This is a genomic window from Bordetella tumbae, from assembly GCF_054780995.1.
This window is the reverse complement of sequence record NZ_BAAGVG010000003.1, coordinates 362,831-384,613: the sequence shown is the minus strand read 5'-3', so window position 1 is coordinate 384,613 and position 21,783 is coordinate 362,831. Positions and strand designations below refer to the sequence as shown.

The window sequence follows — 21,783 nt, the reverse complement described above, 5'->3', positions numbered from 1 at the left end:
CCATGAACGATAAAGACATTGAATTTCTCGATGTCGTGGCTTTGCGCGGCCCGAACATTTGGACTTACCGCCCGGTTCTTGAAGCCTGGGTGGACATTGGCGCCCTGGAGGACTATCCGTCGAACCTGATTCCTGGGTTTTACGAACGGCTCTCATCCTGGCTGCCAGGCCTGATCGAGCATCGATGCAGCCCTGGCGTACGGGGCGGTTTTTTGCAGCGCCTGCGCGAAGGCACCTGGACGGGCCATATCCTGGAACACGTAACGCTGGAGCTGCAAACGCTGGCCGGTCTGCCGGGTGGCTTTGGCAAGGCGCGGGAGACCTCGCGGCGCGGTGTCTATAAAGTCGTGGTGCGAGCCTGGCAGGAACACGTCACGCGTGCGGCCCTGGACGAGGCGAGAGCCCTGGTATTGGCTGCCATCAAAGACCATGATTTTGACGTTGATCGCGCGGTAGCGCGGTTGCATGATCTGGTCGATACGCACTGCCTGGGCCCCAGCACCGCCTGTATTGTCGACGCCGCCGACGATCGCGATATTCCTTGCATAAGGTTATTCGAAGGCAATCTGGTCCAGTTCGGCTACGGCAACCGCCAGCGACGCATCTGGACAGCCGAGACTGACCGCACCAGCGCGATCGCAGAAGGCATCTCGCGCGACAAGAACCTGACCAAATCCTTACTGTCCGAGTGCGGTGTACCCGTGCCCGAAGGCCGTGAGGTCGACACCCCCGAAGCCGCTTGGGAAGCCGCCCAGGATATCGGCCTGCCCGTGGTAGTCAAACCCTGCGACGGCAACCATGGCCGGGGAGTTTTCACCAACCTGACCACCGAAGCCGAGGTCTTATCCGCCTACGCTGTCGCCGTAGACGAAGGCAGCGGCGTCATCGTGGAGCGTTTTGTGCAGGGTAATGAGCACCGCCTGCTGGTCGTAGGAGACCGCCTGGTTGCCGCCGCCGCGGGCGAACCGGCCTGGGTGACCGGCGATGGCCAGCACTCCGTCGACGAACTGGTCGAGCTGCAACTCAATACGGACCCCCGGCGCGGCCGCACGGAAAACCACCCTCTGAACAAGGTACGGCTGGATTCCGCCGCCCGCCTGGAACTGACGCGGCAATCTCTGTCGGCCGACAGCATTGCCGAGCACGGCAGGCGCGTCCTGATCCAGCGCAGCGGCAATGTGGCCTTCGATGTCACCGACCGCGTACATCCCGATACGGCCCACACCGTGGTGCTGGCCAGCAAGATCGTCGGGTTGGATATTGCTGGCGTGGATCTGGTCGCCGAAGACATCTCAAAGCCCCTGGAGGAACAACGCGGCGCCATCGTCGAAGTCAACGCCGGCCCCGGCCTGCTCATGCACCTGAGGCCTGCCGACGGGACGCCACGCCCGGTCGGCCGAGCTATTGTTGACCACTTGTTCCCAGAGAATGACGACGGCCGTATTCCTGTTGTCGGCATCACAGGCACCAACGGCAAAACCGTGGTGGCGCGATTGGTAGCTCGCCTGCTGTCCTTGTCCGGCCGGCAAACGGGTTTGGCGTGCAGCGAAGGACTTTATGTTGGTCCCCAGCACGTGCAAACCGGCGACTGCGCAAATTGGGAAAGCGCTCGGCGGCTGCTGATGAATCGTCGTACCGAAGCCGCCGTGATCGAGAACGACAGCGCGGTGATACTCGGTCAAGGGCTGGCTTACGATCGATGCCAGGTAGGCGTGGTGACCAACATAGGCCAGGGCGATCATCTGGGCGATTTTGACATTCAGGACACCGAGCGTCTGGCCAATGTGTTTCGCACGCAAGTCGACGTTGTGCTTCCCACGGGCACTGCCGTCCTGAATGCACGAGATCCGCTGGTCGCGGAAATGGCTCCGCTATGTGACGGCGAGGTGCTGTATTTCAGCCCGGATGCCAATCTGGCGGTGCTGCGCGCGCATCTCGAGCTGGGCCACCGCGCGGTTTTCGTGCGGGACGGCAACATCGTGCTCGCCACGGGCCGCGATGAAACCTTGCTGGCCCGCGTGGCCGACATCCCGCTCACGCATGGCGGCCGCGTTGGCTTTCAGATCGAAAACGTTCTGGCAGCGGCAGGAACTGCCTGGGCGTTGGGCATCCCGGAGTCCATCATCCGCGCGGGTATCGAGGCTTTTGACGTCGACCAGGCTGATGCGCCGTGGCAATTCACGTTGTTTGAACGCAGGGGTGTCACGGTGGTGGTGGATGACGCTCACAACGCGTCGGGGCTGCAAGCATTGCTCGATGCCGTGGAGAATTTTCCCGCTGAGCGGCGTTGCGCGGTCTATGCCGCGGGAGCAGATCGGCGCGATGCCGACCTCGTCGAACAGGGGCGATTGCTCGCCCAGGCGTTTGATCACGTGGTGCTGTATGACGACGCCACTGTGAATAGCCGCCGGCCGGCTGGCGAGGCGCGTGCGCTATTGCGCCGGGGACTGGCGCAAGCCGCATTGGAATTCTCTAAAACGATCAGGATCGAAGAAGAACCGGATCATGCTCGTGCCATTGATCAGGTGCTGAATGCTATTCAGTCAGGCGACTTTGTCCTCCTGCAATCTGACGAGCGCTATTCCGGTCCCACCATCGATCGCGTGCGTCACTGGATTCAACAATAAATAACAACGCCTCGCACAGGACTCTAGACTATGGAAGTCTCCCGTATTCGCGCCCTGCGCGGCCCCAATTTGTGGAGCCGCAATACCGCTATCGAAGCCATCGTCACCTGCGACGATGCCGAGTGCGCCATCGATGAATATCTACCCAATTTCGAGGCCGAGCTACGGGCTCGATTTCCGCAGATTGGCCGGCTGCGTCCTGACGGCCATCAGGGCGCCCTCTCGATCGCTCACGTTTTGCAGGACACCGCATTGGCGCTGCAGGCCCATGCTGGCTGCCCGGTAACGTTCGGGCGTACAGCAGCCACCATTGAGCCCGGCGTATTCCAGGTCGTCGTCGAATACAGCGAAGAAGACGTGGGGCGGCGCGCCATGGAGGCGGCCACGCAACTGCTGCAGGCGGTACTGGCGGGCTCGCCCTTTGATGTGCCGGCGGTCCTGGCCGAGTTGCATGAGATGGACGAAGACGTGCGCCTGGGGCCCAGCACGGGCTCTATTGTCAATGCAGCGCTGGCGCGCAATATTCCCTTTCGGCGGTTGACGCAAGGCAGTATGGTGCAATTCGGCTGGGGCAGCCGGCAACGCCGTATTCAGGCCGCTGAGACGGATGCGACCAGCGCGATCGCGGAATCCATCGCGCAGGACAAAGACCTGACCAAAATGCTGCTGCATGCAGCGGGCGTCCCCGTTCCCAGAGGGCGTTCTGTGTCAGACGCCGAATCCGCATGGCAAGCAGCACAGGAGCTTGGCGGCCCTGTCGTCGTCAAGCCTCGGGACGGCAGCCAAGGCCGCGGCGTTGCTGTCAATATCGAGAGCCGCGAACAGGTCATTGCCGCGTATGAGGTCGCCGCCGGGATCAGCGACGAAATCATTGTTGAACGCTACATCCCCGGCCACGATTTCCGGCTGTTGGTCGTGGGAGATAGTCTGGTCGCCGCAGCGCGCCGTGATCCCCCTCGAGTGACCGGCGACGGACGCCACACTATCCGCCAGCTCGTCGAACAGGTGAACGCCGATCCCCTGCGCGGCGATGGCCATGCGACGTCTTTGACGAAAATCCGTTTTGACGACATTGCGTTGGCCACCCTGCAAAATCAGGGCTATGACGCCGATGCTATCCCTGCGGCCGGGACTTTGATCACCTTGCGCAATAACGCCAATCTCAGCACGGGAGGATCAGCGACGGACATGACCGACGAGGTCCATCCGGAGTTGGCGGCCCGTGCTGTGACGGCAGCGCGCATGATAGGGCTGGATATTTGCGGCGTGGATGTGGTGGCGGAGACGGTGCACCAGCCCCTTGAGGAACAGCATGGTGGTGTCGTCGAGGTCAATGCTGCGCCGGGTTTGCGCATGCATTTGAATCCCTCGTTCGGCAAAGGCCGTGCTGTCGGTGAGGCGATTATTTCCAGCATGTTCGCCGACGGCGATAACGGCCGCATCCCCATCGTGGCAGTGGCCGGCACCAACGGCAAGACAACGACGGTACGATTGACTGCGCACTTGCTCGCCAGCGCGGGACATCGCGTCGGCATGACGAATTCCGATGGGGTCTATGTGGGCTCGCGCTGCATCGATACGGGCGACTGCAGCGGCCCTCGCAGCGCGCGCCGCATTCTCGCGCACCCCGATGTCGATGCGGCCGTATTCGAAACCGCACGTGGCGGCATTTTGCGTGAGGGCCTGGCCTTTGATCGTTGTGATGTCGCCATCGTGACCAATCTGGGCATGGGCGATCATCTCGGGCTGGGCTATATCAGTACGGTAGAGGACCTGGCGGTCGTCAAACGCGTGATTGTGCAATACGTGCATGCGGGCGGCGCTGCAGTACTGAATGCCACCGATCCTGCCGTCGCCAACATGGCGATCGCATGTCCCGGAACGGTGGTGTACTTTTCCAATGATCCGACGCATCCGTTGATCGGTACGCATCGCGCTCAAGGGCACCGCGTGGTTTACCGTGATGGCCCCCTCATTGTCGCTGCGCAAAAGGACAGCGAAATCACAATTGCGCTCAGTGATATTCCGTTGACGCGCAACGGCAGCATCGGGTTTCAGGTAGATAACGCCATGGCGGCAATGGCCGCCGCATGGTCTCTCGGCATTGATTGGGCGGTTATCCGGTCGGGGCTTGCGACATTTGTGAGTGATGCGTCGACCGTACCCGGCCGCTTTAATGTGTTCGACTACAAGGGCGCGACGGTCATTGCCGACTACGGTCATAACCCTGACGCGATCCAGGCGCTGGTGCAGGCGATCGACGCCATGCCTGCGCAACGGCGCAGCGTAGTGATCAGCGGCGCCGGAGACCGGCGAGACGAGGACCTGCGGCTGCAGACCGAAATCCTGGGCGATGCATTCGACGAAGTCGTGCTGTACGAAGATCAATGTCAGCGTGGGCGGGCCGATGGAGAAGTATTGGCGCTCTTGCGCGAGGGCTTGAGCGCCGCGCGCCGTACCCGGCATGTGCAGGAAATCCATGGTGAATTCCTGGCCATCGATACTGCGCTGGATCGTTTATCAGAGGGTGACTTGTGCCTGGTGCTGGTGGATCAAGTCGATGAGGCGCTGGCACACCTGCAGCGCAGAATCGCGGCAGCTGAACATCCCGTGCAGGCCTGCACCAACGTCGCAACCGGCTGCGAATAGCACCCTATCTCTGCCCATAATTCGCCGAAATGTCGTTACAACTTTCCGTCAAAATCGCATAAAACTTTACTAATCAGTAACTGCCCCTGGGGCCGTCGCGCTCCCGCATCTCAGTGCGGGAATCGCTACGGCCCTATTTACATTTACCAACAGCATCGTTTGACAGCCCGCCGGGGTGGCTCGTAGGGTGGTAACACGCTCATCAACCCGGAGGATCACTATGAACAACGATATCGTTGCAGGAAAGTGGAAACAATTGACCGGTAAAGCCAAGGCGGCCTGGGGCGAACTGACCGACGACGAATTGACTCGCGTCGAAGGCAATGCTGAACGGCTGAGCGGTTTGATCCAGGAACGTTACGGCAAAACCAAGGAAGAAGCCGAAAAAGAAGTCCGCACTTTTTTCGACGCCAATCGCTAATGGGCTAATTGCACTCTTCGAGGAGAACTAAAAATGCTGTACTACGCTGCCGTGTTCTTCGTGATTGCCATCATCGCCGCTGTCTTGGGCTTCGGCGGTATTGCCGCCGGCGCTGCCGGCATTGCCAAGATTCTGTTCTTCGTATTTCTGATTTTGGCGGTGCTATCCATATTGAGCGGTGCACTTAGAAAGAAATAGACCGCGCGCGGCCACGCTCGGCCGCGCCCTCCACCCGATGCCACGTCATCGCTATGTAGAAGGAGCATTTCTATGAACATGCGTAAACTGATCATTGCCACGGCCATCGGAGCTGGTGCCATGTTCGGCGCCGTCGGTACGGCAGTTCATGCTGCCGAGGGCGATACCAGCAAACAATCTGTTAGTGAGTACGCATCGGACACAGTCATCACGACCAAAGTCAAAGGCGCGCTGGTCGCCGACTCGACACTCAGCGCGCTGGACATCTCCGTCGAAACTACTGATGGAACCGTCATGCTCAGCGGCACCGTGGGCACCGAAGCCCAAGTCGAACAAGCCGCCCGTGTGGCCCGTGACGTCGAAGGCGTCAAGCAAGTGCAGAACGACATCAAGGTCGATCCAAGCAAAGCTGAAAAGAAATAGTTGATAGAGGCGTCAGACTACGACATGAACCGCGTCTGGTCTGACGCCAACTATTTCCGACCGCTGCCGCCCTGACCGCCGCCCGGCGTAAAGGGAAACGAAGAGAACATGGCGCGCGTCTGGTCTTGCATTTGATCCTGCATCTGCACGAACAGGTTTTTGCTCTGATCAATATAGTTGTTCATCATGTTCTGCAGCATCGGCGTCTGCACATTCATAAACTGCGCCCAGGCCTCCGGACCGAATTGGCTACCGTACAAGCCTTTGGACTGCTCTGCCATGCGTTGCTGAATTTCCATGAATGCCTGGATATTCTTTTCCAGGTACGAACCCATGATGCCTTGCATGGCGTGGCCATAGAAACGAATGATCTGCGAGAGCATGTTCGAGGAAAACATCGGCATGCCGCCGCTTTCTTCTTCGAGGATGATCTGCAGCAGAATGCTGCGCGTCAGGTCGTCGCCGCTTTTGGCGTCGATCACCTGGAATTCCTCGTTGGCCAACACCAGTTGCTTGACGTCCGCCAGCGTGATGTAGGTACTCGTCTGGGTATCGTACAAACGACGATTGGGGTACTTTTTAATCAGGCGCTGACCGGCGCCAGTTTGAGCTTGCGTCATGGTTGTCCCCGAGATCGGGCGATCTCTTTAGCTTTGAAGTATTCCTAGTGTAAGCCGGAAAGCCTGCACATGCTTTCCGGCTCGTCTTTCATCAACCCATGTGCAGGCCGCCATTGAGCGAAAAATCAGCGCCCGTCGAAAAACCGGATTCGTCTGAAGCCAACCATGACGTCATCGATGCGATTTCTTCGGGGGTTCCCAGACGACGCACGGGAATCGTCGCGACGATTTTCTCCAACACATCGGGACGGATGGCGCGCACCATATCCGTGCCGATATATCCGGGCGAGATCGTGTTGACCGTTACGCCTTTGCTGGCGACTTCTTGAGCCAATGCCATCGTAAAGCCGTGAATACCGGCTTTGGCCGTTGAGTAGTTGGTTTGGCCGAACTGCCCTTTCTGCCCATTGACCGAACTGATATTGACGATACGGCCCCATTGACGCTCGACCATGCCTTCGATGACCTGCTTGGTCACATTGAACAAGCTGTTCAGATTGGTATCGATCACTGCACGCCAATCATCGGCGGACATTTTGCGAAACAAGCCATCGCGAGTGATCCCCGCGTTGTTGACCAGCACATCGACAGGCCCCAGCTCATTGGACACACGTTCGAACGCGGCCACGGTGGAGTCCCAGTCGGATACATTGCCGACCGATGCATGGAAGGTAAATCCCTGGGCAGCCTGCTCATCGAGCCACTGCTGGTAGTTGCGGCTGGGGCCGCAGCCGGCCACTACGCGAAACCCGTCTTTGGCCAATCGGCGGCAGATCGCCGTGCCTATGCCGCCCATGCCGCCCGTAACGTATGCCAGTTTCCCGCTCATATCCCTTCCTCCTGCGCACTGAGCGCCTCAATAACGTACTACCTGCTACTGATACTGCCGGATTGCTTATTCGATAACCACTGCTTGCTGTGCATACTCACTCTTGGTTCAAAACACTCCCGTCCGTCCATACAAAAATCCTGCTCGAGCGGCTCAAGCTGCTCGGACTTTAACGTAACTGCCTGGCGCCGGTTCGATCGGCGCATAGCGGGTATTTCCGGCTTTGGTACGTGCGCGGCGCTTGACGCCGGCACGTTCCGCCAACCACTGAGACCAATCGGGCCACCAACTGCCTGCACGTTCGGCCGCTTGTGAAAACCATACGCCAGGATCTCCGGGCAAGGCGGCATCGTCGCTGACCCAGTAGCTGCGCTTGCCAGCCTCGGGCGGATTGATGACACCAGCGATGTGGCCTGACGCACCCAGCACAAAACGCAGCGGCCCACGCAGCAACTGCGTCGATGCATAGGCAGAGGTCCACGGCACAATGTGATCCTCGCGCGAGCCGTATAAATAGGCCGGCATTTTCAAGCGCGTCAGATCCAGTGCGACGTCTGCGGCGCGGGCGCGTCCGGGCACCTTGAGATTATTTTCCAGGTAGGTATTGCGGAAATACCAGGTAAAAAAAGGCCCCGGCAGGTTGGTGCTGTCGCCGTTCCAGAACAACAAGTCGAACGCAGGTGGCGTCTGCCCTTTCAGGTAATTGCTCACCACATAATTCCACACGAGCTCGTTGGGCCGCAGAAACGAGAATGTCGTCGCCAGATCGCGGCCTGCCATCAAGCCGCGCTGGCCGATCTGCTGATCGCGCAGCATGGCATGAGCTTCGTCGACGAAAACCTGCAGTACGCCGGTGTCATGAAAGTCGAGCAGCGTGGTCAACAGCGTCAACGATGCGGCAGGATGTTCGCCGCGGGCCTGTGCCAGGGCCAACGCCGATGCCAGCATTGTTCCTCCGACGCAGAACCCCAGTGCGTTGACCTGGTCTTGCCCAGAAATGTCACTGGCGACCTGCAGAGCCTTGAGCACTCCATTATCCAGATACTCGGACCAAGTGGCCTGGTCGACGCCATCCTGATCGGTCGACAGCGGATTGCGCCACGACACCATGAAAACCGTGTGACCCTGAGCGACCGCATAGCGCACAAACGAGTTGGCCGGCTGCAAATCCAATATATAGAACTTGTTGATATTGGGCGGCACGATCACCAATGGACGCTCGTAGACCGTATCCGTTTGGGGTGTGTATTGAATCAGCTGGAACAACGCGTTCTGAAATACGACCTGGCCCGGCGTCGTAGCGACATTGCGGCCGATCTCGAACCGGCTGTCGTCGGTCTGGCTGATACGGCCCTTGCGCAGATCGTTGGCCAGATTGGCCAGGCCGTCGCTCAACGCCCGGCCTGCCGTGTCAATGATCGACTGTTGCGCATCCGGGTTGAAGGCCAGGAAATTCGACGGCGACAGCGCATCCACCCATTGCATGATGGAAAAGCGCAGCCGATTGCGCAACGGCTCGCCCACCTGCGCGGCATCGACCATGCGCGACAGCACCCGTGCCGACAACAAATACGCGTGCGCCATCAGCAGATGCTGGCGGCTGGCAGCCCACGCCGCGCCACGAAAACGCCGATCCGCAGGTGGCGCCAGTACGCCACGCTGCGCCTCGTCGCAAATACGCAGCCACTCTCGCGAAAAGTCGGCTTGGATATCTGCCAGCGCGTCCGGCGCCACGCTAACCGGGACGGGCCAAGCAGCGGAAATAGGGGCGTTCACTTCGACACCTTGTTATGGTCTAAGGCAGGAATGCAGCATCAACCTGCCTCCCCGCGAGATTAAATCACCTGCGTGACAGCCCGATGGTGCATGGCGCCCCAGAGGCTGTCAATGCGGGTATACAAGAACTCGGGTTTATACCGAAAACGAACTGTCACGCCATGCCAGCAGGGCCATGCGGCCAGTCGTCCCGTCCCGCCGGTACGAGAAAAAACGCCCGGGATCGGAAACCGTACACAACCCAGAAGCATGTACGTCCTCAACCCCTGCCCGTCGCAGCCGTAATAGCGCGAGCGCGGGAAGGTCTGCCAGCCATTTGCCAGGATGCCCGGCACGAGGTGTAAAGCAGGCCAGGGCCTGCGGACCGCCGGAGGCAAAAGCCTCGCGTACATCCTCTCCGACTTCGAAATGGTCCGGACCGATACCGGGCCCGACCCACGCTCGCCAGCCGCGTGCGGCCGGCGCCTTGGTGCGCAGTTGCCGCAAAGTATTTTCCAGAACACCGCCAGCCAGCCCCCGCCAACCGGCATGGGCGGCGCCTACCACGGTGCCATCCAGATCCGTCATGAATACGGGCAAACAGTCCGCCACCATGATGGCCAACACCCGCCCGGGGGTTGAGGTCACACTGGCGTCAGCGGCAAACTCTACTGTCCCCGCATCGGCCGCCGGGCTGTCGGCATCGACTACCTCGGCGCCATGGACCTGGCGCAGCCACAAGGGTTCGGCAGGGACCGCTGCACGCACGCGGCGGCGATTCTCCTGTACGGTTTCCGGCACATCGTCGGCCCGCAGCCCCAGATTCAAGGTGTCATGCGGAGCGACCCCTACGCCCCCGGCTCGCGTGGTGCAGAAATAGCGAACGCCCGGCCATTGGGGGCCGGTAATAACAGGTAATCCGTGAATCACGTGCTCCATTGCGTGGCTTCCTGGGCTTGTCTCATGTCTTCGGGAGGATCGGCACGAAAGACGGCTTCGCCGCGGCCGCCCGGATCATCGAAATGCAAGGCGCGGGCATGTAACATCTGCCGTGTCGCGCCCGTAGCCTCGCGTCCCCCGTAGATGGTATCGGCCAACAGCGGATGGCCCAGGCTGGCCAGGTGCACACGGATCTGATGCGTACGCCCCGTTTCCAGACGGCAAACCACCTCGGTCACCGGCTCGCCCCCCGGGGCGCGGCCGTGCCGCAAAGGTGAATAATGCGTAACAGCAGGTTTCGGAGCAATCGGGCGCTCGACGCTCATGCGGATAGGCACGCGCGCATCACGGCCGATCGCGCGATTGACGACACCCGCAGTCTTCAGCCAGCCATGCGCCAGGGCGATATATTCCCGGCCCATGCTGCGCGCCTGAAGTTGTCGAACCAGATGAGTTTGTGCCAAGTCGTTACGGGCGACCACCATCAAGCCGGAGGTATCCTTGTCCAGGCGATGCACGATCCCTGCGCGCGCCACTCGCGTCAGTTCGGGGTAGCGGTGCAGCAGGCCATTGAGCAGCGTGCCGTGCCAATTACCGGCGCCAGGGTGCGTCACCAGGCCCGCGGGTTTGTTGACGACGATCCAGTCGGGGCTTTCGTCCACCACCCCGAACTCGACCGGTTCGGGCGTAAACGCCAGGCTTTCCGGGGCAGGCTGCTCCCAGACGGCGATGACGTCGCCGGGGCCGACCACCTGGCGTACCTTGGCTGCAGCGCCGTTGACCTGGACCCAGCCGGCCTCGATCCATCCCTGCAAACGGCTGCGGGAATGCCCGTCCAACAAGGCGGCCAGTACCTTGTCGAGGCGGTCGGCTCGCGTGCCGGGCGGCACAGTAATACACTGAGGTTCGTCATCTGCCGCGAAGCTGGCACTGTCATCGGCAAGGGCGTCTGTATGGGACATGAAGCAAGATCATATAATTCAGCCGTGCCATCCTAACACCAAGGAAACGTATCTCGTGATTTTCCGTACTGCTGCCCTCTCGAACCGCCCTGCTCTACGCGGCTCGCTCCTGCGCGCGGCCATCGCGCTGTCCGTCGCTCTGACTGTCGCAGGCTGCAGCGGCACCGATACCAAGTATGACAAGACCGCTGGCTGGAGCGCGGAACAGTTGTACGCCGATGCCAAAGTCGAAATGGACTCCGGCGGCTGGAACGAAGCGCGCGACCGGCTCACCGCCATTGAAAGCCGATATCCGTTTGGGGTCTACGCTCAGCAAGCCCTGATCGACTTGGCCTACGTCAACTGGAAAGACGGCGAAAACGAACAGGCGCTGGCCGCCATTGATCGATTCCAGCAGATGTACCCCAATCACCCTGGCACCGATTACATGCTCTACCTGAAGGGGCTGATCAATTTCACCCCTGCCAGTGCGTTCATGAGCAACCTGACGGGCCAGGATCCTGCTGAGCGGGATCCCAAGGGATTGCGGGCCTCTTACGATGCCTTCAACGAGCTGATCAAGCGCTTTCCCCAAAGCAAATACACGCCTGACGCCCAACAGCGCCTGACATGGCTGGTCAATGCCATCGCCATGAACGAGGTCTATGTCGCGCGCTACTACTACGAGCGTGGCGCCTATATCGCAGCGGCCAACCGTGCCCAGACCGTGATCACGGATTTTGAGGGCGCCCCGGCCTCCGAGGAAGCCCTGATCATCATGTCGGCCTCGTATGGCAAGCTCGGCATGACTGACCTGCAGAACGACGCCCAGCGCGTGCTCAAGACCAACTACCCGGACAGCACCATGGACGAAAAAACGCTGCTGACCGACAAGAGCTGGTGGAACCCGTTCTCGTGGAAATAATCTCCGCGTAGTCGATATGAAATGTGCCGCCCGAGAGGCGGCACATTTCATTTATCTACAGGCGGACCACAATGTGGCCGCCCGGGAACACTCACTAATCGCCCTGCTCGCGGCGGGCGTAAAACGCCAGGACCTCGTTCATATCGCGCGTGCGGGAAAATGGCGGCAAGCCCCGCCACAAACGCTTGCCATAGGGTTTTTCGACCAGGCGGGCATCCCCGACCATCAGCACCCCCCAGTCACTTTCCGTCCGAATCAGACGGCCAGCCCCCTGTTTCAGGGAAATTGCCGCCTCGGGCAATTGATATTCCGCAAAGGGATTGCCGCCGCGCTCTCGACACGCACGCAGCCGGGCCTCGATCACCGGGTCGTCCGGCGGCGCGAATGGGAGCTTGTCGATCGCGACCAGGGTCAGCACATCGCCAGGCAAGTCGATACCTTCCCAGAATGTCGCGCTGCCGACCAGCACCGGATGCTCGAGCTTGCAAAAACGATCCAACAGATCGCGCCGGGTCGCGTCGCCCTGTTTCAGCAACGGCCAGTCGTACCCCTGATCCTCGAACGTCTCGGCCAACAGCGCGGCCACCCGATCGACGGCGCGCAAGGTCGTGCACAACACCAGCGTCCCGCCTGGACTGGCCTCGAGTAGCGGCATCAGCGTCTGAACAAAACGCTCGGCAAAACGCGGCGATTGCGGCTCGGGCATGTCGCGCGGAACAAACAGTAATCCCTGGTTGGTGTAGTCGAAAGGGGACTCCCAACGCCCTGTTCGGGCGTCATTTAGTCCTAATTGACGAGTGTAGTGGCCAAAGTCCGCCTGCACCGACAAAGTCGCCGAGGTCAGGATCCAGGCCTGGCCAGGTTTGCGAAATTTTGAGAACGCCTGGGCCACCGACAACGGTGCAGAATGCAGCCGGACATGATGCTGCCCATGCTCGACCCAGCGCACGGCCGGGCCGCTGAACAACCGCGCCGCCGCAGCACCTTGCAGCAGGGCGCGAGCGGTAGAAAGGCCATCATCAGAGGATTGGCCCGACGAATCATCATCCGCCCGAGCCGGCTCGTCATCGTCCGCAGGCTGAGCCGACGCGAGGGCTTGCAGATCCTGCCCCCAGCCTTCGTCAGCCAGTGTTGATCCACTGTTGGCCGTTGCATCGTCGCCCTGAACGACAGCGCCTGCGTTGGAACCATCCCTGGCAGGTGTCGCCCACTTTGCCAGACGCAATGCGATGTCTGCGCCGCTGCGGGCCGCAGCGGCCAGATCGGGGTGCTTTTCCGCGACGCCCGCCAATGCCCTCGTGGCAGCCTCGACCGCGTGGCGCAAGGCCGCCAGCGCGGCATCGAATTGCTCTGCGTCCGGCATGGCTTCAAAGGTCGCCTTGCGCCCCGGCAATTGGTCCAATGGCGCACAGACCAGGCGCAGTTCGCGAGCTGCGGTTTCCACATGCCGGCTGACATCGGCCCATTTCGCGGCTTCACGAGCATAGGCCAGGCCTGCGACCTCCAGAGCGCGGCCGAAATCGAGCAACTGATGGGTCGACACACTGCTGCCCAAGAATCGGGTCGCCGTGTCGGGCAACTGATGTGCCTCGTCAAAGATCACCGTGTCCGCCTCGGGCAACAAGTCGGTCACGCCTTCTTCGCGCAGTACCAGATCGGCCATGAACAAAGCGTGATTGACGACGACGATGTCAGCCTCCTGGGCCTGACGCCGCGCCTTCAGCACAAAGCAGTCCCGAATGCGCGGGCATTCCTGACCGAGGCAGTTTTCGCGCGTAGACGTCACCCGGTTCCAGATATCGGCATCCTCGGGGATTTTTCCCAGATCGGTGCGATCGCCGGTTTTAGAGATGCCTGCGAAGACCTGGATCTGGCGCAACTGCGAAATCTCGGTACGTGATTTCAGGGCGCGCTCGTCGCCTTGCAGGCGATCCAGATGATAGTGACAGACATAGTTCCCCCGCCCCTTGAGCAGAGCCGCCGTCACGGGCGCAGCCAAGGCCGCGCGCACCCGCGGCAAATCGCGGGCAAACAGCTGATCCTGCAGCGTGCGGGTTCCCGTCGAAATAACGACTTTCCCCCCGGCCACCATGGCGGGCACAAGATAGGCCCAGGTCTTGCCAATGCCGGTCCCGGCCTCGGCCACCAGCGTTGCGCGATCGGTAATGGCCTGGCCAATTGCTTGCGCCAGCTCGATCTGGGCCGGACGGGGGCTATAGCCAGGCAAGGCCTTGCTCAACGGACCGTCAGCGGCAAAAAACTCGGAAATATCCAGATCTAGCATCAATCACATCAACGATTAGGGGCGCTCAATGATACCCCGAGCCCCCAGGGCACCGTGCTCAAAATAACCCTCGACATGCGCCTTGTCGCCGCCTTGTGGCAAAATCCGGCCCTTGATTTCCCTTTGCAGCCGTATCGAGATGCCTGACACTTCCGCCACCACGAGCACTGCGCCCAGCGTCGACCAAGCCCGTATCCTTGCCCAGCTTGCCACCGAGCTGGGCAGCCGCCCCTCCCAAATCGCCGCCGCCGTCGAGTTGCTGGACGACGGCGCCACCGTGCCCTTCATCGCACGCTACCGCAAAGAAGCGACCGGCGGCCTGGACGACACGGTATTGCGTAACCTAGAAGTCCGATTGGGCTATCTGCGCGAGCTCGAAGAGCGGCGCGGCACCATCCTGGAATCCATCACGCAACAGGGCAAACTTACGCCTGAATTGCAACAGGAAATTGCCACCGCAGATACCAAACAGCGTCTGGAAGACTTGTACGCGCCGTACAAACCCAAGCGCCGCACCCGTGCCCAGATCGCTCGCGAAGCCGGCCTGGAGCCCTTGGCCGACGGCATTCTGGCCGACCCCGCGTGCGACCCGGCCGAGTTGGCGGCGCAATACCTGAATCCCGAGGCCTCGATCAACGACGCCAAGGCAGCCTTGGACGGTGCGCGCGACATCCTGGCCGAGCGCTACGCCGAAAATGCCGACCTGCTGGCCGACATGCGCGAGCACCTGTGGTCCACCGGCCTGTTGTACGCCAAGGTCGCCGAAGGCAAAGAAACCGAAGGCGCAAATTTCCGCGACTGGTTCGATTTCAACGAACCGGTACGCACCCTGCCCTCGCACCGTATCCTCGCGCTGATGCGCGGCCGCCAACAAGGCGTGCTGGAACTGCGCCTGGGACTGGAGGCGGAACTGGAAGCGCAGACGCCGCATCCGTGCGTGGCACGCGTGGCCAACTTCCTCAAGCTCGGCAATGGCCTGTTCGCCCTGGATGCCTCGCCACGCGCGCGCTGGCTGGGCGAAGTCTGCCGCTGGACCTGGCGCGTCAAACTGTTGACCACGTTTGAAAGCGAACTGTTCGGCCGTCTGCGCGAAGAAGGCGAAGCCGAGGCGATCCGCGTATTCGCCGCCAACCTGAAAGATCTGCTGTTGGCCGCGCCGGCCGGCCCCAAGGCCGTGCTGGGCCTGGATCCCGGCATCCGTACCGGCTGCAAGGTCGCCGTCATCGACCGCACCGGCAAGGTCGTCGATACCGCCACCGTGTATCCGTTCGAGCCGCGCCGTGACCGCGAAGGCACGATCGCCACACTGGCAGCCCTGGCAGCCCGCCATCAAGTCGAGTTGATCGCCATCGGCAACGGCACCGCCTCGCGCGAAAGCGAAAAACTGGTGGGCGACATGATGAGCCAGTTCCCCGATCTGAAACTGACTCGCGTGGTCGTCTCCGAAGCCGGTGCATCGGTGTATTCCGCCTCGGAAACCGCCGCTCTGGAATTCCCCGATTTAGACGTCACGCTGCGCGGTGCCGTCTCCATCGCCCGCCGCCTGCAAGACCCGCTGGCCGAACTGGTCAAGATCGATCCCAAGGCCATCGGCGTCGGCCAATATCAGCACGACGTCAACCAACGCGAACTGGCGCGCTCGCTCGACGCGGTGGTCGAGGACTGCGTGAACGCAGTGGGAGTGGATGTGAACACCGCCTCGGCCGCCCTATTGGCGCGCGTGTCGGGGCTAAATTCCCTGCTGGCCAAAAACATCGTTGCCTGGCGCGATGAAAACGGTGCATTTCCCACTCGCGACCAATTACGCAAGGTCCCGCGCTTTGGCGAAAAAGCCTTCGAACAAGCTGCCGGCTTTTTGCGTATCCCGAATGGCGCCAACCCATTGGACGCCTCGGCAGTGCACCCGGAAGCCTACCCCGTCGTCGAACGCATCGTGGCCAAGATCAAGGCCGACGTGCAACAGATCATCGGGCAACGCGAGGCACTGAAAGGCGTATCGCCTGCGGACTTTACGGACGATCGTTTCGGCCTGCCTACCGTGCGCGACATTTTCTCCGAGCTGGAAAAACCCGGCCGCGATCCGCGTCCCGAGTTCAAGACCGCCCAGTTCAAAGAAGGCGTGGAAACGCTGAACGACTTGTACCCCGGCATGGTGCTGGAGGGCGTCGTCACCAACGTGGCCAACTTTGGCGCATTCGTCGATATCGGCGTGCATCAGGACGGTCTGGTTCACATCTCGGCCCTGGCAGAGAAATTCGTCAAGGACCCACGCGATGTGGTGCGCGTGGGCCAAACCGTCAGTGTCAAAGTGCTGGAAGTCGATGCCGCCCGCAAGCGTGTCGCCTTGACCATGCGCTTGAATGACACGGCCCAGCCCGCACGCCGCAGTGGTAGCGATGTGCCGCGCAATGGTGGCAATGGTGGTGGCGCTGCACGCGGCGCAGGCGGCGGACGCCGTCCCCAGGGCGATGCTGGCCGTAACAACGAGCCGCGCAACAGTGCCATGGCGGATGCCTTCGCCAAGCTCAAACGCTAAGGCACGTCAGCCCAGCGCTCGTCTCACCGAGCCCTCGGGGGCCGGCCCTCCAGCCCCTGAACCGCACCCCAAACGTTGACATTGCGTTCAACCTTTGGGGTGTTTACGTTCTGGCGCCCAGGACAGGCCATCATCCGGCCCCTTCTGACCAAGCCTCTGCCGAATTACCGCGCCAACGCGTTACACTGGACGATTGTCCAATCATGCTTTCCGCCTCGACTCATGAGTACCCGCGTTCTAACCGGCATCACCACCTCTGGCACTCCTCACCTCGGCAACTGGGCTGGCGCTATCCGCCCGGCCATCAACGCCAGCACCCAGCCGGGTACCGACGCGTTCTACTTCATGGCGGACTATCACGCGCTGATCAAGTGTGACGATCCCGCCCGCGTAGCGCGGTCCCGGTTGGAAATCGCCGCCACGTGGCTCGCCGGTGGCCTGGACCCCGAACGCGTAACGTTTTATCGCCAATCGGATATCCCCGAGATTCCCGAACTGTGCTGGATCCTGACGTGTGTCACGGCCAAGGGCCTGATGAACCGCGCGCATGCCTACAAAGCCTCGGTCGATCAAAATACCGCCAAGGGTGTCGAACCCGATGACGGGATCACCATGGGCTTGTTTTCCTACCCGGTGCTGATGGCCGCGGACATCCTGATGTTCAACGCGAACAAGGTCCCGGTGGGGCGCGACCAGATCCAGCACCTGGAAATGGCGCGCGACATCGCCCAACGCTTTAACCATCTCTACAACGGCGAGTATTTCGTCCTGCCGGAAGTCGTCATCGAAGAATCCGTCGCCACCCTCCCGGGTCTGGACGGGCGCAAGATGTCCAAGAGCTACAACAACACCATCCCGCTGTTCGAGGGTGACCCGGCCGCGCTGCGCGCTGCCGTCATGCGTATCGTGACGGACTCGCGCCAACCGGGCGAGCCCAAGGATGCCGAGGGTTCGCATCTGTATACGCTGTACCGCGCCTTTGCAACCGAGGATGAGTCCGCAGCCTTTCGCGCGGAGCTCGAGGCCGGCATGGGCTGGGGCGACGCCAAACAAGCCCTCTACGAGCGCCTGGAGCGCGATATTGCCCCCATGCGCGAACGCTATCAGGCCCTGATGGCGCATCCCGAGCGTATCGAGGACATTCTGCAAGCGGGCGGCGAAAAGGCCCGCAAACTGGCCACGCCGTTCATGGCGCAATTGCGCGAGGCCGTCGGTCTGCGCCGCCATACCGCCATCCCGGCAACAAACAAAACCGCCACCAAGAAATCCAGCAAAGCAGCGCGCTTTGTCAGTTTCCGCGATGACGATGGCACGTTCCGTTTCCGGTTGCTCGGCGCAGATGGCCAAGAGCTCTTGCTATCACGCAGCTTTGATAATCCCAAAGAAGCGGGCGCCCTGGTACAACGCCTGCAGGCCGGCAGCGACCAGGACATTCTGCAGGTAGATGGGCTGACTTACACGGCAGTGCTGGATGGCTCGGCCATCGCTCAAGGACCCGCCGTTGCTGATGAAGCGCAGCGCGATGCGTTGTTGGCTCAAGTGCGTCTAGCCTTGGCTGCGCAAGGCTGACAAAACGCGAACGAAGCCTTTCCCGAACAAGGATGATCTTGAATCCCGCACCAACGTGCGGGATTCAAGAGGCTGCTCTGGCACAAAGACTGCTTAAAACCCGTACAAGCGCACCGAGTTCTCAACCAGCACACGCGTACGCAGCGCCTCGTCAGACAACCAGGTGCTGATTCCCTGCGCCAATCGTTCGCGGCCTATCTCCCGATAGGCGCTGACCTCGTGCGGTGACTTGCCCGGCTCGCGATTGGTGTGTGGCCAATCGCTGGCCCATAGCATCCGATCAGGATTGGCCTCGATGAATGCCGCCGCCAATCGTGCCACAGCCTCAACGGCAGCACCCGATGCATCGATGCGATATGGCGCGGACAGCTTGACATAGGCCGCGCCTGAGGCAACCAAACCCAACACCGATTGCACCCGCGAGTCTGTCAACGCAGTACCTGCCGGCACGCCAGCAAAGTGATCCAACACCACAGGCACAGGTAAGGTCTGCAGAATGGGGATCACCTCTGCGATGACGTCCAACGAGGCATACACCTGCACGTGCCAACCCAGCGGCGCCAACCGTTGCGCCCACACCTGCAGATCATCACGCATGCGCTGCGTATCGCGGCTACCTGTGCTTTCCAGGTTCAGCCGCAATCCGCGCACACCCGATGAATGCAAATCATGCAGCAACACATCAGAAGCGCCGTCATCCAACACCGCCACACCACGCCCTGCTCCATCCAGATCGCGCAAACCATCGAGCATGCAAGTATTGTCCGTGCCATACACGCTAGGCTGCACGATCACTGCACGGGTGGCACCCAATGAGCTCATGTGTTGCTTCAGGTCCGTCACCGAAGCGGCCCCTGGCGTGTAGTGGCGATCCGCCACCATGGGATAACGGACTGGATCGCCCACGATATGAACGTGGCAATCGCAAGCTCCCGGCGGCAGTGCTGGCGTGGCCATGATCATGCCGCCCGCAACTGATCGACCACGGCCTTGCCGGCAGCACGCGTACCGAGCTTGCCACCGACATCGGCCGTGCACTGGCCCGACGCAATGCTCGTAGCGAGCGCAGCTTCGATTGCTTTACCGGCGTCGAGGAATTTTTGTCCTCCTTTGCGCTGGCCGTACCAGGTCAACAGCATGGCAGCCGATAACAGTTGCGATGCGGGGTTAGCCAGATCCTTGCCTGCGATATCAGGAGCCGAACCGTGTGCAGCTTGCCCCATGGCATGATCACGTCCAGCGTTCAGCGAGCCCCCCAATCCCAGACTGCCAGAAAGCTCCGCAGTCAGGTCCGACAAGATATCGCCGAACATATTGGTCGTGACAATCACGTCATAGCGATCCGGTGCGCGGACCACATGCGCCATCATTGCGTCGACAATGACATCATCCACGCGCACCTCGGGAAACTCCTTGCCCACCTCGTGGCACGTATCGATGAACATGCCATCACCGATTTTCAACACATTTGCCTTGTGCACGATCGTCACATGTTTCTTGCGCGTCATCGCCAACTCAAACGCAGAGCGCGCGATACGTTCGCAACATTGACGCGTGATACGACGCAATGACACGACCACATCCGGCGTAATCAGCATCTCGCTGCCACCCGATTCGATATTGCGATCCGCGTAAAACCCTTCGGTGTTCTCACGCACGACAACCAGATCAAATTCGCCTAATCGTGCAGGCATACCCGCATAGGTGCGGGCTGGACGAATGTTGGCGTACAGGTCCAGATTTTTCCGAAAGAATTTCGAAGGATTGATTTCGCCTTTGGATTCATCCTTGAAATCGTACGTAGCCATAGGACCCAGCATCAGTCCATCGGCAGCCAGGACTTTTTCCAACAACGCGGGCGTCACCGTCGCACCATGACGCTTGAGACTGTCGTGGCCCGCCACGTCGTGATCCAACTGCAAGCCTAGATCGAAACGTTGCGACACAGCCTCTAGCGCATCTACTGCAACCGCCATCGTTTCAGCGCCAATACCGTCGCCCGGCAATACAACGATCTTCATGAGAACACCTCGAAAATAAATGACGTTAAGGTTCGATAGATACGCCGGTTTGCGCGACCAGGCGTTGATATTTTTGCATTTCGCGACGAACAAACGCCGCGAACTCATCTGCCGTATTCGGCCGAATAACGACGCCGTCTTCCTCGAAACGTTCACGTATGGACGCATCGGACAGCGCAGCGTTAATGTCTTTATTCAACCTTTGCACAATCGGGGACGGCGTCGCAGCGGGCGCAAAATATCCGCCCCATAAACTGAACTCGAATCCGGCCACCGTGTTTTCGGCTACCGCAGGGACATCCGGTAACGCGGCGATACGCTTGGGTGTGGACACCGCCAAAGCCTTCAGCTTGCCAGCAGAAATATGCGGCATCGCTGCCGCGGCGCTGGAAAAGAAGAAATCGACGTGCTGCCCCAACAAATCCGTCATCGCCTGGCCCGCCCCTTTATAAGGCACATGCACCATCGTACTCTTGGTCCCCAACGCCAATGCCGCCGCTGCCAGATGGCCTGGTGTTGCCGTACCGGACGAGGCATACGTCACACTATCCGGTTTCGCCAATGCAGCGTCAATCAATGACGCCAGCGATTTGTACGGTGAGTCCGCTGGCACAACGAGCACTAAAGGAGAGTCGCCCACCAGCGCGACGGGCACAAAATCCTTTTGCGGGTCATAACCCAGGTTTCGCATGGCAAACGGGTTCACTGCCATTTCACCCGTCTGTCCCAGCAGCAAGCGATATCCATCGGGATCATCGCGTGCAACCATGCGGGCGCCGATCGCGCCGGAGGCGCCGGGCCGGTTTTCCACCACCACGGTCTGCTTCAATGACTTGCTGAGTTTTTCGCCGATCAGACGCGCAAACACATCGCCTTGGCCCCCCGGCGCATAGGGAACGATCACCGTCACAGGCTGCGAGGGATAGTCCGCCTGGGCAAATGCAGTACGCCCGCCGATGGCCATCCAGGCAGCGGCAGCGCCCGCGCTAGCCAGCAGGCGGCGGCGAGCCGGCTGCTGTAGCGAGGAATTATTAGACATAGGGAAT

17 protein-coding genes are annotated in these 21,783 nt (G+C 60.8%); 8 read left to right on the top strand and 9 right to left on the bottom strand.

The genetic code is table 11. The features are described 5' to 3' along the window. Positions 1 to 2 precede the first annotated feature (2 nt). The 5 genes from cphA (ACYVI2_RS03255) to ACYVI2_RS03235 all read left to right on the top strand — a co-directional run bounded on the left by cphA (ACYVI2_RS03255) (position 3) and on the right by ACYVI2_RS03235 (position 6,318). Positions 3 to 2,627, top strand: coding sequence for a cyanophycin synthetase (cphA, locus tag ACYVI2_RS03255; RefSeq protein ID WP_415819026.1), 2,625 nt, complete (start codon positions 3 to 5; stop codon positions 2,625 to 2,627). A 30-nt stretch (positions 2,628 to 2,657) separates the two neighbouring features. Further along, complete coding sequence (gene cphA / locus ACYVI2_RS03250) at positions 2,658 to 5,276, top strand: cyanophycin synthetase (protein ID WP_415819027.1); 2,619 nt, start codon at positions 2,658 to 2,660, stop codon at positions 5,274 to 5,276. 220 nt (positions 5,277 to 5,496) lie between these two features. Further along, positions 5,497 to 5,697, top strand: a complete 201-nt coding sequence (locus ACYVI2_RS03245; RefSeq protein ID WP_094820351.1) for a CsbD family protein — start codon at positions 5,497 to 5,499, stop codon at positions 5,695 to 5,697. Between the two features lie 33 nt (positions 5,698 to 5,730). After that, positions 5,731 to 5,895 (top strand): DUF1328 domain-containing protein, encoded by a 165-nt coding sequence (locus tag ACYVI2_RS03240; protein ID WP_415819028.1) that lies wholly within the window; start codon positions 5,731 to 5,733, stop codon positions 5,893 to 5,895. A 72-nt stretch (positions 5,896 to 5,967) separates the two neighbouring features. Next, positions 5,968 to 6,318 carry a BON domain-containing protein gene (locus tag ACYVI2_RS03235; protein ID WP_415819029.1) on the top strand — a complete coding sequence of 117 codons (351 nt, stop codon included), beginning with the start codon at positions 5,968 to 5,970 and terminating at the stop codon, positions 6,316 to 6,318. Between the two features lie 50 nt (positions 6,319 to 6,368). Here ACYVI2_RS03235 and phaR read toward each other — a convergent pair whose 3' ends face one another. The 5 genes from phaR to ACYVI2_RS03210 all read right to left on the bottom strand — a co-directional run bounded on the left by phaR (position 6,369) and on the right by ACYVI2_RS03210 (position 11,423). Next, complete coding sequence (phaR, locus tag ACYVI2_RS03230; RefSeq protein ID WP_415819030.1) at positions 6,369 to 6,938, bottom strand: polyhydroxyalkanoate synthesis repressor PhaR; 570 nt, start codon at positions 6,936 to 6,938, stop codon at positions 6,369 to 6,371. 91 nt (positions 6,939 to 7,029) lie between these two features. Next, positions 7,030 to 7,767 carry an acetoacetyl-CoA reductase gene (phbB, locus tag ACYVI2_RS03225; protein WP_415819031.1) on the bottom strand — a complete coding sequence of 246 codons (738 nt, stop codon included), beginning with the start codon at positions 7,765 to 7,767 and terminating at the stop codon, positions 7,030 to 7,032. A gap of 153 nt (positions 7,768 to 7,920) precedes the next feature. Beyond that, entirely contained in the window at positions 7,921 to 9,543 is a 1,623-nt protein-coding gene (gene phaC, locus ACYVI2_RS03220; RefSeq protein ID WP_415819032.1) for a class I poly(R)-hydroxyalkanoic acid synthase, read from the bottom strand. Between the two features lie 135 nt (positions 9,544 to 9,678). Then, entirely contained in the window at positions 9,679 to 10,461 is a 783-nt protein-coding gene (pgeF, locus tag ACYVI2_RS03215) for a peptidoglycan editing factor PgeF (protein ID WP_415819033.1), read from the bottom strand. Continuing rightward, positions 10,449 to 11,423, bottom strand: a complete 975-nt coding sequence (locus tag ACYVI2_RS03210; protein WP_415819034.1) for an RluA family pseudouridine synthase — start codon at positions 11,421 to 11,423, stop codon at positions 10,449 to 10,451. Before ACYVI2_RS03210 ends, pgeF begins: the two co-directional genes overlap by 13 nt. Positions 11,424 to 11,532: 109 nt before the next feature. On the opposite strand from ACYVI2_RS03210, the gene ACYVI2_RS03205 reads away from it, so the two are divergent. Then, positions 11,533 to 12,327: an outer membrane protein assembly factor BamD gene (locus ACYVI2_RS03205; protein ID WP_415819131.1), complete on the top strand. Its 795-nt coding sequence runs from the start codon at positions 11,533 to 11,535 to the stop codon at positions 12,325 to 12,327. Between the two features lie 94 nt (positions 12,328 to 12,421). Here the strand turns inward: ACYVI2_RS03205 and ACYVI2_RS03200 are convergent, their stop codons facing one another. Beyond that, a complete protein-coding gene (locus ACYVI2_RS03200; protein WP_415819035.1) occupies positions 12,422 to 14,611 on the bottom strand; it encodes an ATP-dependent DNA helicase in 2,190 nt (729 codons plus the stop codon). 139 nt (positions 14,612 to 14,750) lie between these two features. Between ACYVI2_RS03200 and tex the strand changes: the two genes are divergently transcribed. Further along, positions 14,751 to 17,147, top strand: coding sequence for an RNA-binding transcriptional accessory protein Tex (gene tex / locus ACYVI2_RS03195; RefSeq protein ID WP_415819036.1), 2,397 nt, complete (start codon positions 14,751 to 14,753; stop codon positions 17,145 to 17,147). Between the two features lie 222 nt (positions 17,148 to 17,369). Further along, positions 17,370 to 18,716, top strand: coding sequence for a tryptophan--tRNA ligase (locus ACYVI2_RS03190; RefSeq protein ID WP_415819037.1), 1,347 nt, complete (start codon positions 17,370 to 17,372; stop codon positions 18,714 to 18,716). A gap of 93 nt (positions 18,717 to 18,809) precedes the next feature. On the opposite strand, the gene ACYVI2_RS03185 is transcribed toward ACYVI2_RS03190, so the two are convergent. From ACYVI2_RS03185 to ACYVI2_RS03175, 3 genes are read right to left on the bottom strand one after another with little or no spacing between them, the layout of a single operon-like run. Then, entirely contained in the window at positions 18,810 to 19,673 is an 864-nt protein-coding gene (locus tag ACYVI2_RS03185; RefSeq protein ID WP_415819038.1) for an amidohydrolase family protein, read from the bottom strand. Positions 19,674 to 19,675: 2 nt separating this feature from the next. Then, positions 19,676 to 20,737 carry an isocitrate/isopropylmalate dehydrogenase family protein gene (locus ACYVI2_RS03180; RefSeq protein WP_415819039.1) on the bottom strand — a complete coding sequence of 354 codons (1,062 nt, stop codon included), beginning with the start codon at positions 20,735 to 20,737 and terminating at the stop codon, positions 19,676 to 19,678. 25 nt (positions 20,738 to 20,762) lie between these two features. Beyond that, positions 20,763 to 21,776, bottom strand: a complete 1,014-nt coding sequence (locus ACYVI2_RS03175) for a Bug family tripartite tricarboxylate transporter substrate binding protein (RefSeq protein ID WP_415819040.1) — start codon at positions 21,774 to 21,776, stop codon at positions 20,763 to 20,765. Positions 21,777 to 21,783: the final 7 nt, after the last annotated feature.

What these genes read in the sequence shown, in the direction of transcription:
- tex (WP_415819036.1), top strand. Translation starts at nt 14,751, where the DNA reads ATGCCTGACACTTCCGCCACCACGAGCACTGCGCCCAGCGTCGACCAA.
- pgeF (WP_415819033.1), bottom strand. Translation starts at nt 10,461, where the DNA reads ATGGAGCACGTGATTCACGGATTACCTGTTATTACCGGCCCCCAATGG.
- ACYVI2_RS03200 (WP_415819035.1), bottom strand. Translation starts at nt 14,611, where the DNA reads ATGCTAGATCTGGATATTTCCGAGTTTTTTGCCGCTGACGGTCCGTTG.
- cphA (WP_415819027.1), top strand. Translation starts at nt 2,658, where the DNA reads ATGGAAGTCTCCCGTATTCGCGCCCTGCGCGGCCCCAATTTGTGGAGC.
- phaR (WP_415819030.1), bottom strand. Translation starts at nt 6,938, where the DNA reads ATGACGCAAGCTCAAACTGGCGCCGGTCAGCGCCTGATTAAAAAGTAC.
- ACYVI2_RS03190 (WP_415819037.1), top strand. Translation starts at nt 17,370, where the DNA reads ATGAGTACCCGCGTTCTAACCGGCATCACCACCTCTGGCACTCCTCAC.
- ACYVI2_RS03210 (WP_415819034.1), bottom strand. Translation starts at nt 11,423, where the DNA reads ATGTCCCATACAGACGCCCTTGCCGATGACAGTGCCAGCTTCGCGGCA.
- ACYVI2_RS03180 (WP_415819039.1), bottom strand. Translation starts at nt 20,737, where the DNA reads ATGAAGATCGTTGTATTGCCGGGCGACGGTATTGGCGCTGAAACGATG.
- ACYVI2_RS03235 (WP_415819029.1), top strand. Translation starts at nt 5,968, where the DNA reads ATGAACATGCGTAAACTGATCATTGCCACGGCCATCGGAGCTGGTGCC.
- ACYVI2_RS03240 (WP_415819028.1), top strand. Translation starts at nt 5,731, where the DNA reads ATGCTGTACTACGCTGCCGTGTTCTTCGTGATTGCCATCATCGCCGCT.
- cphA (WP_415819026.1), top strand. Translation starts at nt 3, where the DNA reads ATGAACGATAAAGACATTGAATTTCTCGATGTCGTGGCTTTGCGCGGC.
- phbB (WP_415819031.1), bottom strand. Translation starts at nt 7,767, where the DNA reads ATGAGCGGGAAACTGGCATACGTTACGGGCGGCATGGGCGGCATAGGC.
- ACYVI2_RS03245 (WP_094820351.1), top strand. Translation starts at nt 5,497, where the DNA reads ATGAACAACGATATCGTTGCAGGAAAGTGGAAACAATTGACCGGTAAA.
- ACYVI2_RS03175 (WP_415819040.1), bottom strand. Translation starts at nt 21,776, where the DNA reads ATGTCTAATAATTCCTCGCTACAGCAGCCGGCTCGCCGCCGCCTGCTG.
- ACYVI2_RS03185 (WP_415819038.1), bottom strand. Translation starts at nt 19,673, where the DNA reads ATGGCCACGCCAGCACTGCCGCCGGGAGCTTGCGATTGCCACGTTCAT.